The 21,506-nt window shown below is 43.3% G+C and carries 20 protein-coding genes and 1 tRNA gene; 8 read left to right on the top strand and 13 right to left on the bottom strand.

Features of this window, described 5'->3' with window-relative positions; genetic code table 11:
- Positions 1-128: 128 nt before the first annotated feature.
- The 3 genes from ACTRWF_RS03680 to ACTRWF_RS03670 form a co-directional block, all read right to left on the bottom strand.
- Positions 129-455, bottom strand: coding sequence for a DUF3718 domain-containing protein (locus tag ACTRWF_RS03680; protein WP_012517422.1), 327 nt, complete (start codon positions 453-455; stop codon positions 129-131).
- 359 nt (positions 456-814) lie between these two features.
- A complete protein-coding gene (locus tag ACTRWF_RS03675; protein ID WP_015066359.1) occupies positions 815-1,144 on the bottom strand; it encodes a hypothetical protein in 330 nt (109 codons plus the stop codon).
- Between the two features lie 298 nt (positions 1,145-1,442).
- Positions 1,443-2,252: an MbnP family protein gene (locus ACTRWF_RS03670; RefSeq protein WP_015066358.1), complete on the bottom strand. Its 810-nt coding sequence runs from the start codon at positions 2,250-2,252 to the stop codon at positions 1,443-1,445.
- A gap of 431 nt (positions 2,253-2,683) precedes the next feature.
- Between ACTRWF_RS03670 and ACTRWF_RS03665 the strand changes: the two genes are divergently transcribed.
- The 5 genes from ACTRWF_RS03665 (at position 2,684) to ACTRWF_RS03645 (ending at position 7,029) form a co-directional block, all read left to right on the top strand.
- Positions 2,684-2,760 (top strand) — tRNA-Ile (locus ACTRWF_RS03665).
- A gap of 368 nt (positions 2,761-3,128) precedes the next feature.
- Complete coding sequence (locus tag ACTRWF_RS03660; protein WP_462835148.1) at positions 3,129-3,848, top strand: zeta toxin family protein; 720 nt, start codon at positions 3,129-3,131, stop codon at positions 3,846-3,848.
- 23 nt (positions 3,849-3,871) lie between these two features.
- Positions 3,872-4,048, top strand: a complete 177-nt coding sequence (locus ACTRWF_RS03655; protein WP_168104024.1) for a hypothetical protein — start codon at positions 3,872-3,874, stop codon at positions 4,046-4,048.
- Between the two features lie 1,041 nt (positions 4,049-5,089).
- Positions 5,090-6,274, top strand: a complete 1,185-nt coding sequence (locus tag ACTRWF_RS03650) for an MFS transporter (protein ID WP_462835147.1) — start codon at positions 5,090-5,092, stop codon at positions 6,272-6,274.
- Between the two features lie 176 nt (positions 6,275-6,450).
- A complete protein-coding gene (locus ACTRWF_RS03645) occupies positions 6,451-7,029 on the top strand; it encodes an outer membrane beta-barrel protein (RefSeq protein WP_015066334.1) in 579 nt (192 codons plus the stop codon).
- Between the two features lie 124 nt (positions 7,030-7,153).
- On the opposite strand, the gene ACTRWF_RS03640 is transcribed toward ACTRWF_RS03645, so the two are convergent.
- The 5 genes from ACTRWF_RS03640 to ACTRWF_RS03620 form a co-directional block, all read right to left on the bottom strand.
- Positions 7,154-8,290: a mechanosensitive ion channel family protein gene (locus ACTRWF_RS03640; RefSeq protein WP_015066333.1), complete on the bottom strand. Its 1,137-nt coding sequence runs from the start codon at positions 8,288-8,290 to the stop codon at positions 7,154-7,156.
- Positions 8,291-8,903: 613 nt separating this feature from the next.
- On the bottom strand, positions 8,904-9,305 hold the full coding sequence (locus ACTRWF_RS03635) for a hypothetical protein (RefSeq protein ID WP_041702571.1): 402 nt from the start codon (positions 9,303-9,305) through the stop codon (positions 8,904-8,906).
- 88 nt (positions 9,306-9,393) lie between these two features.
- The gene (locus ACTRWF_RS03630) at positions 9,394-10,320 is read right to left on the bottom strand and encodes a PA2778 family cysteine peptidase (protein WP_015066331.1); all 927 of its coding nucleotides are present in this window, start codon (positions 10,318-10,320) and stop codon (positions 9,394-9,396) included.
- Between the two features lie 4 nt (positions 10,321-10,324).
- A complete protein-coding gene (locus tag ACTRWF_RS03625) occupies positions 10,325-10,705 on the bottom strand; it encodes a PA2779 family protein (protein WP_012517410.1) in 381 nt (126 codons plus the stop codon).
- 481 nt (positions 10,706-11,186) lie between these two features.
- Positions 11,187-12,137 (bottom strand): IS30 family transposase, encoded by a 951-nt coding sequence (locus ACTRWF_RS03620; protein ID WP_462835146.1) that lies wholly within the window; start codon positions 12,135-12,137, stop codon positions 11,187-11,189.
- A 226-nt stretch (positions 12,138-12,363) separates the two neighbouring features.
- Between ACTRWF_RS03620 and ACTRWF_RS03615 the strand changes: the two genes are divergently transcribed.
- Positions 12,364-13,956: an ABC-F family ATPase gene (locus tag ACTRWF_RS03615; protein ID WP_012517408.1), complete on the top strand. Its 1,593-nt coding sequence runs from the start codon at positions 12,364-12,366 to the stop codon at positions 13,954-13,956.
- A 79-nt stretch (positions 13,957-14,035) separates the two neighbouring features.
- On the opposite strand, the gene ACTRWF_RS03610 is transcribed toward ACTRWF_RS03615, so the two are convergent.
- Entirely contained in the window at positions 14,036-14,824 is a 789-nt protein-coding gene (locus ACTRWF_RS03610) for a hypothetical protein (RefSeq protein WP_012517407.1), read from the bottom strand.
- 412 nt (positions 14,825-15,236) lie between these two features.
- Here ACTRWF_RS03610 and ACTRWF_RS03605 point away from each other — a divergent pair, with 412 nt between their 5' ends.
- The gene (locus ACTRWF_RS03605; protein WP_015066329.1) at positions 15,237-15,737 is read left to right on the top strand and encodes a sulfotransferase family 2 domain-containing protein; all 501 of its coding nucleotides are present in this window, start codon (positions 15,237-15,239) and stop codon (positions 15,735-15,737) included.
- A 79-nt stretch (positions 15,738-15,816) separates the two neighbouring features.
- Positions 15,817-16,584 carry a MipA/OmpV family protein gene (locus tag ACTRWF_RS03600; RefSeq protein WP_012517405.1) on the top strand — a complete coding sequence of 256 codons (768 nt, stop codon included), beginning with the start codon at positions 15,817-15,819 and terminating at the stop codon, positions 16,582-16,584.
- 102 nt (positions 16,585-16,686) lie between these two features.
- On the opposite strand, the gene ACTRWF_RS03595 is transcribed toward ACTRWF_RS03600, so the two are convergent.
- The 4 genes from ACTRWF_RS03595 to ACTRWF_RS03580 form a co-directional block, all read right to left on the bottom strand.
- Positions 16,687-17,199, bottom strand: coding sequence for a CreA family protein (locus ACTRWF_RS03595; protein ID WP_012517403.1), 513 nt, complete (start codon positions 17,197-17,199; stop codon positions 16,687-16,689).
- 82 nt (positions 17,200-17,281) lie between these two features.
- Positions 17,282-18,898, bottom strand: coding sequence for a histidine ammonia-lyase (hutH, locus tag ACTRWF_RS03590; protein WP_015066328.1), 1,617 nt, complete (start codon positions 18,896-18,898; stop codon positions 17,282-17,284).
- Positions 18,899-18,900: 2 nt separating this feature from the next.
- The gene (gene hutU / locus ACTRWF_RS03585; protein ID WP_015066327.1) at positions 18,901-20,592 is read right to left on the bottom strand and encodes a urocanate hydratase; all 1,692 of its coding nucleotides are present in this window, start codon (positions 20,590-20,592) and stop codon (positions 18,901-18,903) included.
- A 64-nt stretch (positions 20,593-20,656) separates the two neighbouring features.
- Positions 20,657-21,412: a UTRA domain-containing protein gene (locus tag ACTRWF_RS03580; protein WP_012517400.1), complete on the bottom strand. Its 756-nt coding sequence runs from the start codon at positions 21,410-21,412 to the stop codon at positions 20,657-20,659.
- Positions 21,413-21,506: the final 94 nt, after the last annotated feature.

The following is a 21,506-nucleotide window of genomic DNA, read 5'->3' as shown; positions in this document are numbered from 1 at the left end:
GTGAACCGTACTCGTGTTGAATATTTTCGAATCGTCTTGGCCCGCAACAGCCTAAAGCGAATACCAGTTAGCGTGAAAAAAGGGGCTACGCATTACGTAGCCCAATTGCCAGGGCATAAAGGTTTTCACTAGCGTTTTGCTGTTAATACACTGGGGCTTGCATTAATACGGCGTGCAATATGTTGAGCGGTTTCAGATGCATTGTGCGTCACAGCAAAGGTCAACATATCTTGGCCATTACAAACTAATCCATCGTGCAGATCTCGCATGCTCAAACCTGTCGCCTTTACTGCGCGGTGTAGCTGCAAACGGCTATCACTTTTAACAGCCTTACAAATGGCGATTAACTCATTCTCAAGAGCTTTGGGGTAAGAAGCTGCGCTTGCAGCTGAAACGGTTAGCGACAAACTAATGCCAATTAAAGCAAATTGGGTAACACGGCGTGACATAAACATAACAAGTTCCTCTGATAATATTCGGTGACGCGGTGACGACCTCTTTTTGTCGCCGCATCATTAAATTAGTGAAACTATGTTAAGTTCACGCTATAAAAACGTTAAAGCACCGCTATATGCGATATTGCGACAAGCGTACAAAAGCTAAGGTTTAATAATCGGTCTAAACTGTTATTAGTCGTACTTAACACACACTTTGCAACATTATTAAACTGAGCAACGTAATAACCGTTACGTGTAGAGATAGGGAAAGAGAGGAATTATTGGTGGCGTTAATTTATTGAAAGCTGACAACGGGGGTCAAACCACTCGACCCCGCTCGTCTAAATCACATTGTTTGCGCGTGACGCGAGTGTGCTTTAGAAAATGCTGTCTTGGTGGATTTTGATAAACATACTCGTACCAACTTTTGAGTAGTCAATCTTGTATTCTTTACCATTTAGCGTTTGTATAAACACTAGTGTTTTTTCGTCGCCGAAAACATCGCTGGTAGTAACATCTACCAATTCCATATCCATCATTTTAGCATCGCGCTTGTTTTCAGGCACTTTGCCTTCGTACTGCTTGATACCTTTATAAGTTACAATAATAGGCGGGTTATCATCGCCATTGATAACCAATAAATCTAATTTTCTTATTTTGTGAATGATGGTATTTCGACCACTAGTAATGAAGGGTTTTTCAGTCATTCTTATCTCCGCGACCGCTTACCTGCTTTTTTGATTATTAACAAAGATTCTGAGTTTTTGAGTTTATCACGATGTTAATAAACAACACATCAGCATTTGGTTGATATATGCGTGCAAAGTATAAACATAAATTACACAAAATGAGCAATAAATCGCTATTTTTTGCACCTTTGGTGTTTAAATACTCACTTTTTACCATTGATATCGATAAACAAACGCCCCGTTTTAGTCGGCCTCAATAAAAATGCAAACAACAAAACAATCAAAGGCCTAACTTTTTTTACCGATACAAAGGCTATTACTGCCACTTAATCCACGGCCTGTGTACCAGGTTTTGAATAAGCTTGTCGCAGGGCGACACCTCAGAAGAGGCAAATACACAACTTTCTGCGTCGTTTATATCGACTTGCGCAACAATATTAGATACTGAAATTTCTATGTCCAAATCGGTGTCTAGCTGTGTCATTGGTAAAATAAACTCAACGCGATTAGTGAACGCGCACGATGTTTCAGGGGGAGCTGCTTCAGACTCTGACCCACAGCCTGCGCTGCCTAGATGATAGGACCACTCCCGCGTTTCCTTAGCGTTTTTAGATACGTCCAACCTTAGAAATTGATGCCCGTTTCGTCGATTTGAGAACATCGAACTATCGTTAAGCGGTGAAGGCTGTGTAAGGGCGTCGGCGTGATTAACGTCGAAAGGCAGCCCCATCGTAAAGCGAAGATTAGTCGCCAGTTTTAACAGCTCTTCTGAAACATCAAGCACTAGTTTACTGTTGGCATCGTCTGGGGTGATACACTTATTGTGAAACTTCAATAAGGCTTCGTTCGGCGTTTGCCACTTTGTTTGTTTAAACTTAACTCGCTGCCACTTCCCATCAATACGCACTTCTGGCTTGCTTAGGTAAAACCCAAAATAGTCGATATTCCAACGGTCTTGCCCGATACTCATGATCATAGGGCATGCACCCGTGTCTACACCCACCAGTTTAAAAGGGATTTCACCTGGCTCGCGCCCTTTAAAGTCAATAACGTCGCACCCAGCTAGCGCAAGCAGCGCTGTTAAAAGAAGCGAAGGCATGGCCCCCATGCGAAAAGGCATTTTCATGTAATTATTTACTTCCTATAAATATTCAGCAATTTTGGTACGAATAACTGCTTGTTTAACACCCGCTGTTCTAGGCGTTTGGTTCAACACACTGCATTTTCGCCAATAGTGATGCTTTTAGCCTTTGTGAGTCAAGGTACACGAGCAAATAGAAACAATAATAACGTGCGGCTTAAAGTAACAATGGCGAAAGCTTATACCACTTAGTTACACCAAAGCTTTAAGTGTAAAAGGATGTGATAAGATAAAGATACATTAAAAGGTGGTGTAAGACCTGAAAAACACGGCTTAGTGAACAAAAATAAAGCAAACAAATCACAAAGCCACTAGCGAGGCGTGACAAGGCAAATAAAACTGCTTATACTTGCGCTCGCTCGTGGTTGTTACGCAAAGCTATTTGCAATTAAAAACTTCACAGCACATTTCAAAATGGCCCCATAGCTCAGTTGGTTAGAGCATCCGACTCATAATCGGCAGGTCCCCTGTTCAAGTCAGGGTGGGGCCACCATTTTCCGCCTGCGTTTCCGCTTTGGCGAATTTAGGCATTTCTATCCAGCCAGCGTTTCACCGTAGTCCAGTTTACAGCAACACCTTTACGAACAAGCCAGCGCTGAAGCTCTGCTTTACTTGCCCCTTTTTATAGCGTTTTAGCAAGTGCACTCGATTCAGTGTACGAAAATAGTTTGAAATCGACTTATCCACGTACGAAAAAGGTTTTCAGTGTGTATCAAGAAAGTTCTATCGTCTGTGAAGCCCTTGCTATGCTTGAGCTGTAGAGAGCCGCTATTAGTTATCTTTTAGTTTTTATTTATTTATCTATTACTGAACGTTACTGTATGTGTATAAGTATCAGCTGTATCGGTTGTAAATCACGAGATGACTGAAGACGAAAAGCGTATTGAACAAGAAGCCATTAAGTTTGCTAAGAAGAGCCGTACTGCCATTGCAAACGAATTGACTGACAGAGAAAGATTCCCTCCTGAAGATGAACCCGTAGCGGTCTTCATGGCCGGCTCCCCAGGCGCGGGGAAAACCGAAACCTCCAAAGGGTTTCTGCAAGAAGTTGAAGCTACCAATGTTATTCGATTAGATCCCGACGAATTACGTCACTATTTCGAACAATATACGGGAGACAATTCATTCCTATTCCAAAGAGCGGTCTCCTTTATTGTAGAGCGAACTCTAGACAATGCGTTTAATCGTAAGCAGTCATTTTTGCTTGATGGAACGTTATCAAATTACGCTATAGCCGAGAAAAACATTAAACGGGCTATTGATCGAGGTCGCGCAGTTCTCGTATTGTTTGTATACCAGTCACCAGAGTTAGCATGGAAGTTTGTTCAATCTAGAGAAAAAGTCGAAGGTAGACGGATTAACCCTGAAATATTTGTAGAGCAATTTTTAGAATCTCAAGCGGTAGTACGGAATCTAAAGCAGCAATTTGGTGGTCAGATAAAAATAGATCTATTGTTAAAGGACAACGAGGGGGGCACTCGTATGTACCACGCTAACATTCAGGCTGTAGAAAATCATGTTAAGCAAAAATTTACTCGCGAGGCGCTTACTACCCTGATACAATCGCAACCCGCTCATTAATTGGGCAATCAAATGGGAGAATGATGATGTTTGCCAGATTTAAAAACGGCCAGACAACCAAATACAACTCCAGCCTGTCTGAGTTTGTCCGCAATGCCGACTCGTCTAGAAAGAAAAAGGTATACAGCCGTGTTATTGATAGAGCTGTAGAATCTCAGAATTCAGTAGTGAAGCAGGCTGAGCTACTACAAACTCGCTAATATTCGAGGGAGCCAGATACTCCCTCTATCGTTTTGTCTCTTTTATGCTAATAAAGCTGACATCAGTTCAAGTCGCTGTTCCTTGCATAAGCTTGTTAACTGTTTTGTAAGTTGTCCTAACGAACTTTCGTCACTACAGCTTTTAACTCCAGCGTATTACGATAGCCTTTTACATATCCTATCTGCTGGCTCTCTTAATTCCTCCGCTGTCAAAACCGTATAACCAGCACTAACATCACTGCGGCTGGCCTTATGATTCAGTAGCTGTTTCAAGGTGTAAGTCCCGACACCGATCGTTTCAGCAACAGAGCAGAAAGTTCGGCGCAGGTCGTGAAGAGTAAAAGAAATGTCAGCCCTTTCGTTTATTTTTTTAATTATCTTTTTAGGCTCCACCACTCTGCCATGATGGTTGTCAGCACCAAACACAAAACCCGAAACGTTTTCTTATTTGATGGAAGAAAGTCAATAATGAGACCTAGCACTTGAGAATCGTAATATCGAGCGCGTTTCTCCGAGCCTGATAATTTCTCGATGGCCTGTTCTGTAAACCTGAATTTTGTTGCTGACATGCTGTGCTACCTCTGTGTTACTTTGAGCGCAAAATCTAATGCGCTGAATTGCTTAAAAAATTAAGCAATAGAGATAAAAAACTCAACAACCCATTGATTTATATTAAAAATTAAGTAATTACTAGGTAAATAAAGTAACTACCGGTAAACGCTCGGTTCGAGTTTCAAAATCGGCAGGTCTCCTGTTCAAGTCAGGGTGGGGCCACCATTTTTTCTACGTTTTAACGATAGTTATTACTTACATCTTTCGTAGAACACTTTCTCTTCGAAATTAATCCCGGCATATTCAAATGAGTTCATTTCTTCTCTGAGGTCGTTGTGCAAATGAATATTTTCGGCAGAAAAAACTCGAGCACCGAGTACGTCACTTACAAGCACATTGAGTCTCAAAATACATTGTTATTAAAACTGTCATATCCTGTCTGTAGCATTTATAAATAGTTGTTCTATTTACTGACTGGTTTGCTATTAGATGAAGTTGCCGATGTCGCGCCATGCCTTTTATTCCATGACTGGCACCTTCACCATACTGTCTATTCTAGGCCAGGTTTCTACCAGTATTTATAGCCCCTTCTTTTACGACTTAGCGATTATGTATAGCAGTCATGTTGGGGTTATTGAAAAAAGTGTAGCGATTTTTCTTATCGCTTTTTCCATTTCACAGTTACTGTCTGGCTTCATCTGCGATTATGTAAATAAGCAGTCGTTTTTGCTATACGGGCTCTTGGTGTTTATGGCTGGCACCGCTATGGTCACCCTTGCCGATAAGGAGTCCACTTTTCTTATTGGTCGTATTATACAGGGGCTCGGCGGCGGTGTGGGTGTGTCAGTTTCCCGTGGCTTATCCCGGCAATTATTTAATGAAAAGCAGCTTAACGTTTCGCTTTCAATCACCAATATTGCCTTTGCTATTGCGCCTGCAATAGCACCACTTGTCGGTACATTAATTGGTGGATATTTTGGGGTCAGCGCAATTTTTTACTTTATTCTAATGATGGGATTAATAGCGCTACTATTGCTTTTTTCAGTAGGTTCGACCATTAATCAATATACGACGCCTAACTCGGCTAATGTATTAAGTGACACGTTAGCGCTTATCAAAAACTCAATAGTAAATATTGTTTCGGTAGGGGTAGCTAGCGGCCTATTATACGGCATTGTCTTTTGCTTTATTACTATCGCGCCTTCTATGGTTATGCAGCAGTTTGAGCTTAGCAAAACCATGTTCTCGATATATTCGCTTTTTGCTACCCTTTGTTTTGTGGTGGGAAGCTTAACGAACATTCGTCTCGCTGCCATAGCAACAATCACAAAGTTCAAGCTCTCTAGCATCTTTATACTAGGGCTTTCGTTGCTGTTCTGTTTAGTAACGATAGGCACCGGTGATGCTGAGTTAATTGCTATATTGATTTATTGCTATATCGCGTTCTTTTTTATTGGCATTGCCATGCCTTGCAGCGTCACCATGATGCTTGGGTTTTCTAAAACTTCAGCCGGTTTTTTAGCCGCGTTAACAGGCTTTTTTCACTTAACGGGGGCCGCAGCGGGCGCTTATTTCGTTACGTTGTTTACAGCGGGGCCTACACTTTCATTTAGCGTTACCACAATGGCTTTGAGTATGGGTAGCGTTGTCATCTGTGTTTTTATTAGAAAGTAATGACATAGCCTTTTGCCGACTTTAATCGAGTAAGTATCATTCCCCCTAACCATGCTGCTGCTTTTGAATACACGATTTATTAGTAGCCACCGTTTGGTTTTAAAAAAACCATCCCCATAATGGTGATGCTTCCGAAGTGGTTGGAAGTAATTATTGTTAAAAGGATATTAGAAACAATGAAACGTACCATTATCGCCGGTATTTTTGGCGCACTTTCTTTAAATGCATTTGCAGCTTCGCCTTCTTATGACTTCGTTAAAGCTGGTTATGTACAAGCAGATATTGAAGACGCTGGTGATTTCGAGCCTACGGGCTTTCAAATTCAAGGCTTTAAAGCACTAAATGAAAATGTGTACCTAACGGGTCGTTACGGTCAGTTAAGTGAAGATCTATCTGGTGGTGATATCGATTTAGACTATGTGTCTGCGGGTATCGGCTACCGCTACGGCCTAACCGCTAATACAGACTTTTTTGGTGAAGTCACTTACGAATATGTAGATGTTGATCTCGATTCTAGTGTCATTTCTGGTGACGCGGACGACAACGGCTATGGCATTACTGCCGGTGTTCGCTCAATGCTGTCTGAGCAGTTTGAGCTTCGCGGCGCTATTCGCTATATCGACATTGAAGAAGATGAAACTGCCTTTGAAATTGGCGCAGACTACTTCTTTACGCCGCAGTTTTCATTCGGTGCGACCTATGTGATCGCTGATGATGTTGACCTACTAGGTGTGTCGGCGCGCTACACGTTCTAATACACGGCAGTTGTAACCTGTGAACACTGTGAAGCCACGTTGTGTAACGTGGCTTTTTTGATGCCAAAACCCTGGTTGCGTTAGCCAACCAACCCTATTTAAGGCTTAGCGAATTGAGGCTTGCCTACGTTGGCCGTGGCGGCTTTTCCTGATATTGCTCTGAAGGCTGATTTTGGTGTCGCTGGTTGTAAAGCGCACTCGCCGCCCCTTCTTGCTCAACATTTAGTGCAGTAATAGGGAACGGGATCACGATACCCTCTTCGTCAAAACGCTTTTTAAGCATCTTTATAAACGCGCTTTTTATAAAGAACCGATTGAAGTACTCTCGGGTTCTCAGCATCACCGTTAAATTAATGCTTGAATTGTCGAAGGTGTGAAATATAACGAACGGTTGATAAGTCTCAACGCCGTACTCGTGCTGTTCTAATATGCAGTTGGCAACGTCTAAGCAGACTTTTTCAACGTGTTCTAGGTCTGAACTGTAATGTACTCCCACATCTACAGGCACCGACAGCTCCCGCTCGGGATAGTAATAGTTAATAAGCTTTGAGTTAGATAATTTACTGTTTGGCATAATGACGATGTTGTTGGGCAGCATTCTAACCCATGTAGAGCGCCAACCAATTTTCTCGACAAACCCTTGCTCACCTGAATCTAACTCTATGAAATCCCCAATCCGGATAGGCTTATCCATCACCAACTGAATACCTGAAAAGAAGTTTTCTAAGGTGGGCTGAAGTGCTAATGCTACCGCTAAAGAGGTGATACCCAGCGAAGCTACGATAGGCGTAACCGAAACCCCCATCGTACTTAAAATAATAAGTATGGCTAATACTGCGAATACGGCCCGTACCGCACCACCCGCTATCGCACTTGTGTTTTTAACTATCGTTGATTGGTCGCGGTAGCGCTTTAGGGTGTAATTGACAAAGCGCTCGAAAAAGAGAAATACAGTGATGATTATCCCTGCTTCAATAACAATGCCGAGTGCCTTTATAGCGACCTCATCTTCAATGCTAAATACCGAAACGATACTTTTTACCAGTTGAAGAAAAATAACCCAAATCAGCAAATTTAAAGGGGCATTTAACGAGAGCACAAGTACCCGATAAATATCAGACATACTGCTTTTTTCAGAACGCGCTTTTGCCTTTAAGCGCACCAAAATAAGACGTTTAATGATGAAAAGCACAATAACCACACCCACAAGTGCTGCTATTGCTATTGCCTGCTCATTTTCAAAAAGGTTTGTACTGGCCACGGATGACGGGGCTCCTGCGTATTAATGCTAACAATTTTATTTTCTAAGGAATATTTAATACGCAAAACCTACACCAATTGTTTAACGTACAGTGGTAGATATCAAGGCTATAGCGTTGTGGTCGAGCATAAAAAAGCCCCATGCTGTTCATACGACACGGGGCTTAATAAACGTGTGTTCGCGCTTAAAACTGCAAGGCTCTAAAAGGCGATGCATTTTAAAGCACTTTATACAGCTTGCGAGACACTTTAGTTAAGGATGCTTAAAGGCAATACTTTTCCCGTTTCGGGGTCAAACTCAAAGGTAACCGTACCTGTAGTCGCATTAGCGTTTTGACCCACGTTTGCGTCGTAAATATCACTTACAAACTGATGCTATCAATATGATGCGCTGTTGAAGGGATAACATGGTCATCTTCTACTGGCCTCGCTTCAATGCCCGCATCTTCACGGAAATGCTGAGCCATCACTTGATAGCGTTGACCAAATTAGAATCGTGTATAAAGCGAGCAACCTGCATAGGGGGTAACTACTAGAGTGAACTGCACCAACCAGATAAAAAACCTATCACATTAGCCTGGCGCAACCTTTGATTTAATACTGTATTAAAGTTATTAAACGGGATGAAATTTACGTTTGTATTCTTGCAATAACCACAACTGCGCTTCGTCAATATCGGTAAAAAACAAATAATCCAAACGTTTTAGCTCAGGGATCCTTTGAAAAATGATCCCGCGGATAACTGGCCCATGGTAAACGTATGCTTTCGCTACCAGGCCCATTTCGGGCAGTCGATTGATAATGCGCTTTACTATATCAAAGGCTTCAGGTGTTGCGCCTTCCACCTGACTAATATCAGCAAGAAGTGCAAAGGGCTTTTTATTCAACCCCATCACTAATTCGAACAATTGCTCTTTATATTCTTCCGCGCTACTTTCATTGAAGATTCCGTGTAGCGTGCTTGTTATAATACTGTCTTTATAACTAATCGATGAGCTACTAAAATTCTTAGTCATAGCCAACATTAGTTATTAATCAATAACTAAAGGGTAGTAGAAAAATCGGGTTAATTAAAAAAAATTGCGTTAAATTTATCGTAATTTTTCACTCTTTTAGCTTTATAAGAGCCTCGTTGTCGGGAAAGCGCTTAAGTCCCTGTTTAAGAACTTTGTTCGCTTGGTCGCGCAAGTTATTTTGTCTTAGCCCAACGATATAATTGTGTATATATGCTTGCTGTTGCTGGCCTACATCATAACCTTTTTCAAACCATGTTATCGCTTGACTGTCGTTCTCTTCCAGATAGTAATTAGCAATGAGAAAATAGCTTAGCCAATATTCCGGCCATGTTTGCGAAGCGGTTTCTAAAAACGCTAATGCTTGCTGCTTATCGCCTACTTTGAGCATGTCATAGGCAGCACTCACATAAGTGAATGGTGTCATTTGTGATGAGGTAACGCGCGGCGGAACGGGGGCAAGATACCAATAATTTCCTCTTCCCCAGGTTCGCTCAAAGAGTTCTAGCGACATCTCATGATTTGGCGTAAGCCCCGTGTGCAGTGTCACGGTTCCTTTCTCGCTATCAAACCCAATCACGACGGCATAATGCCATTGTGGCAAAAGCTGAATAGATAAGTTTTGAAAAACTACAACTGGTATATCGTCTTTAACAAACTGCATCACAGAAGAGAGCGTTCCTCGCTCGGTATACGGCAAAAAGCCGTACTGACGGGTGGCACTCACCATTTCTAACTGAAGGCTACCCTCTTTATTTGGAATAAATAACTTAGGCGCTATATCAGAAGGAGAGACACTTTTTCCATAATAGCCAAACACTTCGGAGAGCGTAGTAGGCCCGCAGTAGAACTGCTCTTGGGGAGTAAAAGGCACAGATTGAATAGTGTGCGACTGTGGCAAAGAAGCAAGGCCTGCTTGTCGCAGTTGGTCTGCTTGTGGTGTGGCCTGACAGCCAGTCAGTAAAAGTAAAAGAGAAAAGCCTGCTAAAAAGCAGGCTCTTTTAAATATGGCATTCATTCCATTAGTTGCTTATAGGGCGAATAAACGGATAAACATCTGTTACGCCTGCAAGGTCTAAAATGGCAATAACCGCTAAAACGGTAAGTACCGCACCCACAATACCGCCTGCTGGCGCTTGATTGATTTCGTCGTTCAGTTGTGCAATTTCGCTGTCGGTCATAGCGTTAATTCTGGCAATTGCGTCATTGCTATCAACGCCTAAGCTAACCAGCTTGCTTTGTACGTCTGAGCGATTAACCATATCAATAAGCTGCTGCTTATTGTACTGAGCCATTTGGGTTTGCATTACACTATCAGAACTTATCGCTTCAGCGTGCACACTTCCAGACATAATAACCGTTGCAGAAAAGCAACTTATAACAATGGTTTTCAAAAGCTTCATTTTGTTTCCCTCTTATATATGCGAGATTTTATTTTTTCTCTATCGATACCTAATAAATGTAGCGCATAGTTAAATAAAACGTCGACCAACGTTAGCCGATAAGTTGTGTATACTTCGGCTTTTCCCAACAAGTAGTTTAATTTCAATGGATTCAATGGTTTCAATGCTTAACGTAAGCAAAGTTGAGGCCACTCATATACCTTTAAAGCTGATAAAGATTGAGCGTAAACATATTTTTTCTTATGTAAAGAGAGGTTAGCGCAATTTAGAACATCAGAAAACAGCATGTTCTGCAGTAAATACACTGATAATTATCAGTATTGGAATTTGCTGTAGAGTAATATTTTCCTTCTCAGGAATTATTTACCGACTCTTTTACCTATTTCTTTAATTGAGCTTCAAATGCTCAAAATTTCTCGTAAGCAAAGTAGAATACTAAAACTGTTCGCGAATTCAAGTCCGAAGTGCACCACTCGCTAAATTAGGCCGCTCCGCGTAATTTATTAAAGACAACTTCTGGCTGTTTGTAACCAAGGCACTTCCTTGGTCTCAAATTCAGAGCACGTTGCGCTTGCGCAATCTGCTCGTGTGTTACTGTGCCCAGGTCTGTACCTTTACTGATGTACTGCCGCAGTAACCCGTTAAAGTTCTCATTCAAACCTCGCTCCCAAGACGAATAGGGATTGGCGAAGTAGATGTCTGTTTTCAGCTTTTCAGCGACCAACTCGTGCCCGCAGAATTCGGTTCCATTATCTGCGGTAATAGTGTGCACATGCCTGCGATAGCGCCATAACATACCAATCATTGCACGACTGACTTCTTCTGCGCTCTTCGCAGGCACCTTACGTATTAGGTAGAACTTACTTTTCCGCTCAACCAAACTCACAATGGCACCTGTACCGTTTTTGCCTAATACGGTGTCTGCTTCCCAATCGCCGAAGCGTTTCTTTTTATCAACGATAGCAGGCCTATGCTCAATACCAACGCGGTTCCGGATAATCACGCGCTTCGCGCGACAGCCTTTTCGGTATTTACGTCGGCCATGGCGCAGCTGTTTATAGAGCTTGCCACCTGAAAGTTTATCATGCTGTACATAACCATAAATCCACTCATGACTAACTGGCTGGCCAATAAGTTTACCCACACCGGCTATTTGTTCAGGACTCCACTTTTGATTCAAGCCAAACTCGACAAACGTAACAGTGAGTGCTGGTACACTATATTTTGCTGCACTTCGCCGTCGCTTAACCGTTTTTGATTGCGCAACCTCAGGAAGATAATGCGTACCGCGAATTCTATTACGCCGAACCTCTCGACTGATCGTGCTGTGGCTCACTTTCAAACGACTTCCGATTTCTCGGTAACTGAAACCCTCGCGTAAGTAGGCTTCTATCTGGTATCGTTGTCCCTCGATCAACTGCTTGTAACTCATGGTAACTACTCTTGTTTTTTGGCGATTACAGAGTACCACCAACAGGCAGTTGATCTCTTCTCACCATTTAACCAAGAGTGGTGCACTTATTATCTGAATTCGGGGTTCAAAATTCCCTCGACATAAAGCCTTCAATTCCTTATAGTGCGCCCGCTTTTAAATATTAGTGGGCAGATTATTCGCTCAGTAATATCTCTTCTCATCGTTTTACCCCTGGATACCTGTTTTGATTACCACCGCAAATATCACCATGCAGTTTGGCTCTAAGCCATTATTTGAAAATATTTCCGCAAAATTCGGCAACGGAAACCGATACGGCCTAATTGGCGCAAATGGTTGTGGTAAGTCGACCTTTATGAAAATTTTAAGCGGTAAACTTACGCCTTCCGCAGGTAACGTCTCTATGGCACCGGGCACAAAACTCGGTATCTTGAGTCAGGATCAGTTTGCGTTTGAAGAATTCAGCGTCGTAGATACGGTAATAATGGGTGATCGTGAATTGTGGGAAGTAAAGCAAGAGCGCGACGCCATATACAGTAAAGCTGAAATGAGCGAAGAAGACGGTATGCGTGTAGCAGACCTAGAAACCCAGTTTGCTGAAATGGACGGTTACACAGCCGAAGCACGTGCTGGGGAAATATTAACGTCTGCAGGCATCGACGAAAACTATCACTTTGGCTTAATGAAAGAAGTGGCCCCGGGTAAAAAAGTGCGTGTGCTTTTAGCCCAAGCGCTATTCGCTGAACCGGATATTCTTCTACTTGATGAACCTACCAACAACTTGGACATCTACACCATCAGCTGGCTTGCAGAAGAGCTAAATAAACGTAAGTCCACCATGCTTATTATTTCGCATGACAGACATTTTCTTAACTCTGTTTGCACACACATGGCTGATATCGACTACGGTGAACTACGTATTTACCCAGGTAACTACGACGACTATATTCAAGCTGCCATGCTGGTTCAAGAGCAGCTTCATGCAGAAAATGCGAAAAAATCAGCCGAAATTGAAGAGCTTCAAAGCTTTGTTGCCCGCTTCTCGGCAAACGCATCTAAAGCTAAACAGGCAACCTCTCGTGCCCGTCGCCTTGAAAAGATTGAACTTGCTGAAGTTAAAGCCTCTAGCCGTCGTAAGCCTTACATCGTTTTCAAGCAACACAAAAAGCTTCACAGACTAGCCATTACCCTTGAGAAGCTAGGGCATAGCTACCCAGACCTGCCGTTATTTGACGATGCGAACCTGCTTCTTGAAGCCGGTCAGCGCTTAGCGATCATCGGTGAAAACGGGGCAGGTAAAACCACACTATTAAAGTGTTTGGTTAACGATATTGAGCCCACAGCCGGCAGTTATAAATGGGCTGAAAACGCGGCTATCGGCTATATCCCACAGGACAACGCCAAGTATTTTGCTGAAGATATCACTATGTTCGAGTGGATGAGCCAGTGGCGCAGCCCTAAACATGACGACCTTCAAATTAAAGGCATGTTAGGGCGTCTGTTGTTTACGTCTGACGACTTTAACAAGCGCGTTCAGGTATGTTCAGGGGGTGAAAAGAACCGTTTGTTATTCGGTAAGCTTATGCTTGAAGATATTAACGTTTTAGTAATGGATGAACCGACTAACCACATGGATATGGAGTCGATTGAAGCGTTAAATAATGCACTTTATAAGTTCGACGGCACCGTTATTTTTGTAAGTCACGACCGTGAGTTCGTATCATCACTGGCTACGCAAGTCATTGAAATTAAGGATAAGAAACTTAATCACTTCGATGGCAACTACGAAGAGTTTTTAGCGCATAGAGAAGGCGCGTAGATAACGAGAAAAAGGGGCGTTCATCGCCCCTTTAGTTTTTTAAAGAACTTGTTGCTGTCGCCTTTTTAAATCAGTACTTTTACTGACTTGAAACATTTTCATTCCCTACTAAAAACTGTCGTGTCATTCCCGCAAGATTATCAAAATACTCGATAAGTGCGGTCTTAACTGGAGCTAATTCTTCTTCAGTTATATTTTCAAAATCAGCGGGATCAGCGAAGTCTTCAAGTGGCTTATTCTTTGCCATGTAAGTTTGTGTTTCATTCACGTGTTCTAGTCGTGTAATGTCTACTGGCTTATCAATTGTCTCGATTGAGATTACAAAGCTAGCCGATGCCATGTAGTTATCTAAGCCTAAAAAGCTTCTCGTAAAAAGCCCGTAACCTTGGCTGTAATGCTCTGAACAGCCATACATTCCGCACTCCATTGCTGCTAAGGTGGGCGACTCTTTAATGACAACAACCGCTGTGATGCCTTCGGCAGCTAGTTTTTCTCGAGTCCTCGTACTCTTTTCGTTGAATACCCATTCCTTATTTACCACATCAACAAAGCTAAGCGTATCATCTTCAGAAATAAGGTTTGACATGTCTACCACATCGTATGTAGTTCCCCCCTCTATTTTTCCTTCGAAAATATCGAATATCGTTTCTTTCAACTGCCAGTCATAGTCATACTCTTTGTTGAAATTATTAAAGATTGTTGTCCCTACATGTGTATGGCTCGGGTTTTCTTTAGCGACGACCAGAACTCCGACCTTACTTTTTTCAGGCGCTTTATAACCTGTAGTTGGAGGGACGTAGGTTGAAGCACACCCAGTAGCTACAAGTGCTATTACAACTACTGTAAATAACTTAATTGGCGATTTCATCTTTGTTCCTTTGTGCTTTTTGCACTTTTTAATTATATTTTTCAATTTATCGCTATTTAGCCCTAGCGCGATTTCGATAAATATGGAAATAAGCTTTTGGACAGACAGCGCATTAAAGTCGCACAAGTTTTACACAAAGACAACGTGTATTGTATTTAGCATTTGCTCTGCGCACCTTGCAATACTAAGTAGTAATGAGGGGCTAATGAACAGGTTCATTCTTTATAAAAAGAGGGCCACTGCTGAATAGATCATTGTGTTAACACTGATAGCTTTGCAATATTATCCATTTTGTAAAGCAAATAGGCGCATAAATCTCACTGTAACAAAACCCCTTCATACTGCTCTTATTACAAACAGGCCTGCTCCCTTTCAAAGGCCGGCTCGTCACCTTTATGTATTAAGGAAAGCAGTGCTTTTATCACATAGTAAGCAATTTTTATTTGTACATATTGCTAAAACCGGTGGCACCAGCGTTCGCGCTGCACTATCGAGGTATCGATTGGGACACCGTTATGCACTGGCTCAGTTTATTTGCAATAAAATGAGCCAATTTACCGACCATAAAATTGCAAGTCGCTTCCCACGACACTCTCGTATCATTGCGGCGAAAGAGATGCTGCCAGAAACGTATTTCAATCAACTATTTAAGTTTGCTGTGGTGAGAAATCCATGGGACCTACAAGTAAGCTCTTTTCATCATATCAAGCGGGAACGTCCTGCTGTAATGCAGGGCTATAATGACTTTGGGCACATATGCAGCCAGCTTAAGCTTTCGAACATTACGCTCCCCCATCGACGAAAAGCAGACAACAGAGAGGATTACCGCCGTTACTACAACAGCGAATTAGTTGACTTGGTAAGCGCGCATTTTCAAAAAGATATAGCGCTTTTAAATTACACCTTTGAATAAAAACTTGTGTAAAGCGCACACGTTATTTTGATCGAACTCGTAATTTAGGCTGTATTGTGACTAAAAAGGAAACTTACTGATGACTTTACGAAAGTGTTTTGGCATAGCAAGCCTATCAACCTTGCTAGCGTTTTCCGCTACTGTTTCTGCACAACAGCCATCAGGCTCACAGCAACCACAAGGCTGGATGTGGGGCTTTGGCGTTGCTGCGTCACAAGATGTTTATACCGACTTCGATAACCGTATCGTGCCTATCCCCATCATTGGCTATACAGGCGAGAAATTACGGGTTTACGGGCCTTTTGTGGGCTATCAACTCTTCCAACAAGACGGTTTTACATTGGATGCCCAACTTGTCCCTGTGTTTGCTGGTTATGAAGAAGACGACAGCGCTGTATTTACAGGCATGGAAGATAGAGACTTTAGCTACGCGGCTGGCATAGGACTTAATTACAATACCGGCGGATGGGTATACTCCCTTTCTACCAATGCTGATATTTTAGGGAAGTTCGATGGTTATCAGGCCTCAGTCCGCGTCGGGAAGCAATTTAGAATCGACCAGTTTATGATAGAACCGTCTATTGGCGTGAACTATCAAGATAGTAATTACGTTGATTACTACTATGGTGTACGCCCTGAAGAAGCCACAGCAACTCGAAGTAAATATAACGGCGATAGTGCAGTTAACACTGAGGTACGCCTTGCGGTATCGACACGCCAGTTCTTTAACGGCATGACCCGCCTGGAACTAGGGGCAACCTTTTTTGATGACAGTATTAGCGACAGCCCGCTTACCGACGATGATACGTCGTTGAGCGCGATGCTCGTTTATACCCGCTTTTTCTAAAAGCGATGCAGCGCCTAAATAGCCAAATGTAGCGAAGCTACCTTGCAGCATAAAAATGCCCTCGGTCTTGAGGGCATTTTCGATAGTGCAAAGTAAATGTTTTTAAGCAGGTTTTTTAAACGCTAAGGTCTCCCACAGTGGGACTGTCGACAGGCTGTGTTTGTAACTACCTGAAGTTTCTTTGGTACTGTAAGACAAATAAATCAGTGTTTTCGCTTTCGCATCATAAATTCTACGAAGTTTCATGTTTTTAAAAAACACACTCTTCGACTTTTTAAAAATCACTTCGCCCGAGTCAGATTTATCAATAGCGTCAAGCATTTCAGCGGTAATTGGCCCTGTTTGTCTGCACGCAATTGAACTATCTGATGGGTCTGACAAGTCCAAGTTTGCCTCTATACTTGAGATATGGCAGGTAACGCCTGTTACTACTGGGTCTTGAAGGGCATCAATCTTGATGTCTTTCGTAGTAAAAAGCCCAAGCGACACATCACCCACTTCACTGTCACTACACCCCCAAAGTCCGAAAACTGATGTGACTAGTAACCCTAGCGCCGCAGCTTTAGCTGCACTGCCCTTAGTACGCTGGCTAATGGAACGTCCGTTTATTTTCATGTCTTCCCCACCCTTAATCTTTTAATGATCTCAACTTTTAATTACTAGACTAGTTACTTGACGCTTCTCGCCTTTGATCATTTTAGCCTAACAAGTTTATTTGGGTACTATCCATAAGGCGGTGCTGCTTTATGAGTTGTTTCGCCGTTTCAATATCGGGGGCAAAGTAGCGGTCTTTGTCATAAAAAGGCACATGCTCTCTTAATAAGTTCATCAATACTTGCAACTGTTCACTTGTTTTAAGAGGCTTGCGAAAATCGAGCCCTTGGCATGCAGCTAGCCACTCAATAGCTAGTATTCCTGCAACATTATCAAAAATATCTCGAAGCCTTCTGGCCGCGAAGGTCGCCATGGAAACGTGATCTTCTTGGTTAGCAGAAGTAGGGAGTGAATCGATAGAGGCAGGATGTGCCAGCGTTTTATTTTCACTAGCCAATGCCGCACAGGTAACTTGAGCAATCATAAACCCTGAGTTTACACCGCCATTTTCAACTAAAAATGGAGGTAACCCGCTTAGGTGCGTATCAATCATCAACGACATTCTTCGCTCAGATAACGCACCAATTTCAGAAAGAGCGATAGCTAACATATCCGCTGCCATTGCTACCGTCTCTGCATGGAAGTTCCCACCAGATAAAATATAGCCTGCAGTTTGGTCGATGCTATCAACAAAAACCAATGGGTTATCACTTACCCCATTTGCCTCTATAACTAAAATCTCTTGAGCGTATCGCATTTGTTGTAAGCTCGCACCCATGACCTGAGGCTGACAGCGCAGGGAATAAGGGTCTTGTACTTTTTCACAGCCTTGATGAGAACGACCAATCTCTGAACTAGCAAGCAAGCGTCTAAATGCCTCGGCTACATCGCTTTGGCTTTTATGGCCGCGTACTTTATGGATGCGTGCATCAAATGGTACGCGTGAACCTAACGCGGCCTCTACCGTTAGCGCACCGATACCGATGGCACTGTAGAGCGCATTTTCTGTATAAAACAACCCCTGAAGTGCAAAAGCTGTCGACGCCTGCGTGCCGTTTAAAAGTGCCAAGCCTTCTTTTGGCGCAAGGGCAATAGGTGCCAACCCAGCAATATTAAGAGCCTCAGTTGCGTTAATTCGCTTACCTTTGTGAAAGGCTTCCCCCTCGCCTAAAAGCACAACGCTCATATGGGCTAGCGGCGCTAAGTCTCCACTGGCACCAACCGAGCCTTTCTCAGGTATAGCCGGGTACACCTGCGCGTTAAACAGTTTAATCAATGCGTTAATAACACTTAACCTGATACCTGAATAACCCCGAGCCAGTGAGTTTATTTTTAACAGCATTAGTAGGCGTACCGTATCTTCTTGCATGAAATCACCGGTACCCGCAGCGTGCGACAACACTATGCTGCGCTGTAATAATTCCAGTTCGTCCACGTTTATACGTGTGTTAGCCAACAGACCAAACCCGGTATTTATGCCATAAACCGTGCGATTTTCTTTTATAACGTTAAGTACCGCCTGTTCTGCCGCATTAATTGCAGGTATTGCCGATTCATCTAAAGATAACTGTATAGGGCTTCGATACACTTCTCTTAGCTGGTCTAGGGTCAAGGTGCCTGGGATGAGTTTTAAATGCTTAACGCCATCAACGTGGTAGATGGTAGAGCGGTCACTATGTTGGTCGTCAATTATCGTAGAAGAAAAGCGAGAATCTGACATGGTTACGCCTCTCTATTACGAGTTTTTTGGCCATTCACCATAGGTAAATCTAGCCCATGCTTTTTTGCGCACTGCTTAGCAATGTCATACCCTGCGTCTGCGTGACGCATAACCCCTGTAGCAGGGTCGTTATGCAGCACCCGCGCTATACGTGCGGCTGCTTCATCTGTACCGTCACACAGGATCACAACACCCGAATGCTGACTGAAGCCCATACCCACGCCGCCGCCGTGGTGAAGGCTTACCCACGTTGCCCCACCTGCGGTGTTTAACAAGGCATTGAGGAGTGGCCAATCTGATACTGCGTCAGATCCGTCTAACATCGCCTCGGTTTCGCGATTTGGAGAGGCCACCGAACCAGAGTCTAAGTGGTCGCGGCCAATCACCACTGGCGCGCTTAACTCGCCAGTGCGAACCATTTCGTTAAAGGCTAATCCCAGCTTTTGCCTCTCACCTAAACCTACCCAGCAAATACGCGCGGGCAGACCTTGGAATTGAATGCGTGCTTTGGCCATATCCAGCCAATTGTGTAGATGAGGGTTATCTGGAATGAGTTCTTTAACTTTTTCATCGGTTTTATAAATATCGTCGGGGTCGCCCGAAAGCGCGGCCCACCTAAATGGCCCTATGCCCTGACAAAAAAGAGGTCGAATATAAGCAGGCACAAACCCTGGGAAGTCAAAAGCGTGCTCTACACCTTCTTCTAACGCCATCTGCCGAATATTATTACCGTAGTCGAGGGTGGCCGCCCCCGCTTGCTGAAAACCTAGCATGGCTTTTACCTGTAGCGCCATCGACTGCTTCGCTTGTTTGATCACGCAGGCTTCATCTTTAATACGCTGAGCTTGCGCTTGATCTAGCGTCCAGCCTACCGGTAAATAGCCGTTAAGCGGGTCGTGAGCGCTGGTTTGATCGGTCACGACATCTGGAACGATCCCTTGCGCTAGCATAGCCGGAAATACTTCAGCTGCATTGCCCAATAATCCGATAGATACAGGCTTGTCGGCTTTTTTGGCCTCTTCCAACATGGTCATTGCTTCATCTAACGAATGGGCTTTCTTATCTAAATAGCCAGTGCGAATTCTAAAGTCTATTCGGGTTTCATCTACCTCCACTGCCAGCATAGAAAAGCCTGCCATCGTTGCGGCAAGAGGCTGTGCTCCGCCCATACCGCCAAGGCCGCCTGTTAGAATCCAGCGCCCTTTTGCTACACCGTTGAAATGGGCTTTAGCCACGCTAACAAAGGTTTCATAAGTACCTTGAACAATGCCTTGTGAGCCAATGTATATCCACGAGCCCGCCGTCATTTGCCCATACATCATTAGGCCTTCTTTATCTAAGGCGTTAAATTGTTCCCAGTTAGCCCAGTGCGGCACAAGGTTAGAGTTAGCAATAAGTACTCGGGGCGCGTTTTCATGAGTAGGAAAAACCCCAACGGGTTTACCTGATTGAATAAGTAAGGTTTCATCAGTATTTAATCGCTTAAGCACTTCAACAATTTTGTCGTAAGATGCCCAATCACGCGCAGCTCTGCCAATGCCACCGTACACCACTAAGTTTTGCGGATGCTCTGCCACCTCTGGGTCTAGGTTATTCATGAGCATGCGAAGGGGCGCTTCAGTTTGCCAACTTTTTGTATTGAGCACGGCGCCTCTTGGGGCACGTATTTCTCTTGTAGGGTCAAGGCGTTTCATAAACTTCTCCTAGGCCTATTTAACATGGCTGTTTTATTCTTCTTATTGTAATAATCTATTGGACTTAAAATTCTAAATGCCCGCCTAAACGGTATCGGCTTCCCGGGTGATAAAGCACTGCGTGACTCACCACGGCGCCGCTGTTTCCATAATTATTTGCATTCATTACCTTTGGTTGCGCTGTGGAATTTGAGCCTCGGGAAAAGGTGCGGCGGGTAATTTTAAGACAAGGATCTTTAGATTTGATAAGCAGGGCATTGGCAATGTCTTTTTCTACAATCACAGCTTCTACACTGTGATCGGCTTGAGACAAAGGCGCTACTTGGTTCAAGTAATAATTCGCCGTATGCGCCTTAAAGTCCTTGTTTAGATAGTCACCTATCCAAGCGGGATTCACCCATCTATCTTCATATTGAACAGGCAGGTTATTCTCACAATGCACAATAATGCTGTGATACACCTCTACGCCTTCATCGACAGCCAATCGGTGAGCTATATCAGCACTAGCTGGTGCAATTTCCAGCACTAAAATTTCGTTTGTGTAGCGATGGCCACGCTGCTCTATTTCATCGCGGATACTTTTTATCTCTAGCATAGAGCTCATAGGGCGATGATCTGATACAAAGGTACCAATGCCTTGGCTGCGCATTAATATGCCATCATCTACCATTTCACTTAGCGCGCGACGCGCTGTCATACGACTAACATTGTGCTGCTGCGCCAGCTGGTTTTCAGAAGGGACTTGGCTACCCGGTTTCATTTCTCCACGTTCGATGGCGTCAAGAATGGCCGTTTTAATAAGCATGTAACGAGGTTGCATAGAATAGAGGTTCACAACTAAATTGTTAATAATATGCTAACAGCATACTTGTATATACAAGTATGCACAAGTACACTTCATATAAAAAGCGAAG

The sequence above is a fragment of the Alteromonas sp. G5_S2_22_S1 genome, from assembly GCF_054968525.1.
Note: the sequence above shows the minus strand (reverse complement) of the source record. Positions and strands in the feature narration are given on the sequence as shown.

Excerpts from the sequence above, each read along its gene's own strand:
- hutU (WP_015066327.1), bottom strand. The coding sequence starts at position 20,592 with ATGAAACGCCTTGACCCTACAAGAGAAATACGTGCCCCAAGAGGCGCC.
- ACTRWF_RS03650 (WP_462835147.1), top strand. The coding sequence starts at position 5,090 with ATGAAGTTGCCGATGTCGCGCCATGCCTTTTATTCCATGACTGGCACC.
- ACTRWF_RS03580 (WP_012517400.1), bottom strand. The coding sequence starts at position 21,412 with ATGCAACCTCGTTACATGCTTATTAAAACGGCCATTCTTGACGCCATC.
- ACTRWF_RS03675 (WP_015066359.1), bottom strand. The coding sequence starts at position 1,144 with ATGACTGAAAAACCCTTCATTACTAGTGGTCGAAATACCATCATTCAC.
- ACTRWF_RS03595 (WP_012517403.1), bottom strand. The coding sequence starts at position 17,199 with ATGAAAATAAACGGACGTTCCATTAGCCAGCGTACTAAGGGCAGTGCA.
- ACTRWF_RS03655 (WP_168104024.1), top strand. The coding sequence starts at position 3,872 with ATGATGTTTGCCAGATTTAAAAACGGCCAGACAACCAAATACAACTCC.
- ACTRWF_RS03600 (WP_012517405.1), top strand. The coding sequence starts at position 15,817 with ATGACTTTACGAAAGTGTTTTGGCATAGCAAGCCTATCAACCTTGCTA.
- ACTRWF_RS03670 (WP_015066358.1), bottom strand. The coding sequence starts at position 2,252 with ATGAAAATGCCTTTTCGCATGGGGGCCATGCCTTCGCTTCTTTTAACA.
- ACTRWF_RS03635 (WP_041702571.1), bottom strand. The coding sequence starts at position 9,305 with ATGACTAAGAATTTTAGTAGCTCATCGATTAGTTATAAAGACAGTATT.
- ACTRWF_RS03620 (WP_462835146.1), bottom strand. The coding sequence starts at position 12,137 with ATGAGTTACAAGCAGTTGATCGAGGGACAACGATACCAGATAGAAGCC.
- ACTRWF_RS03645 (WP_015066334.1), top strand. The coding sequence starts at position 6,451 with ATGAAACGTACCATTATCGCCGGTATTTTTGGCGCACTTTCTTTAAAT.
- ACTRWF_RS03680 (WP_012517422.1), bottom strand. The coding sequence starts at position 455 with ATGTTTATGTCACGCCGTGTTACCCAATTTGCTTTAATTGGCATTAGT.
- ACTRWF_RS03630 (WP_015066331.1), bottom strand. The coding sequence starts at position 10,320 with ATGAATGCCATATTTAAAAGAGCCTGCTTTTTAGCAGGCTTTTCTCTT.
- hutH (WP_015066328.1), bottom strand. The coding sequence starts at position 18,898 with ATGTCAGATTCTCGCTTTTCTTCTACGATAATTGACGACCAACATAGT.
- ACTRWF_RS03625 (WP_012517410.1), bottom strand. The coding sequence starts at position 10,705 with ATGAAGCTTTTGAAAACCATTGTTATAAGTTGCTTTTCTGCAACGGTT.
- ACTRWF_RS03610 (WP_012517407.1), bottom strand. The coding sequence starts at position 14,824 with ATGAAATCGCCAATTAAGTTATTTACAGTAGTTGTAATAGCACTTGTA.
- ACTRWF_RS03660 (WP_462835148.1), top strand. The coding sequence starts at position 3,129 with ATGACTGAAGACGAAAAGCGTATTGAACAAGAAGCCATTAAGTTTGCT.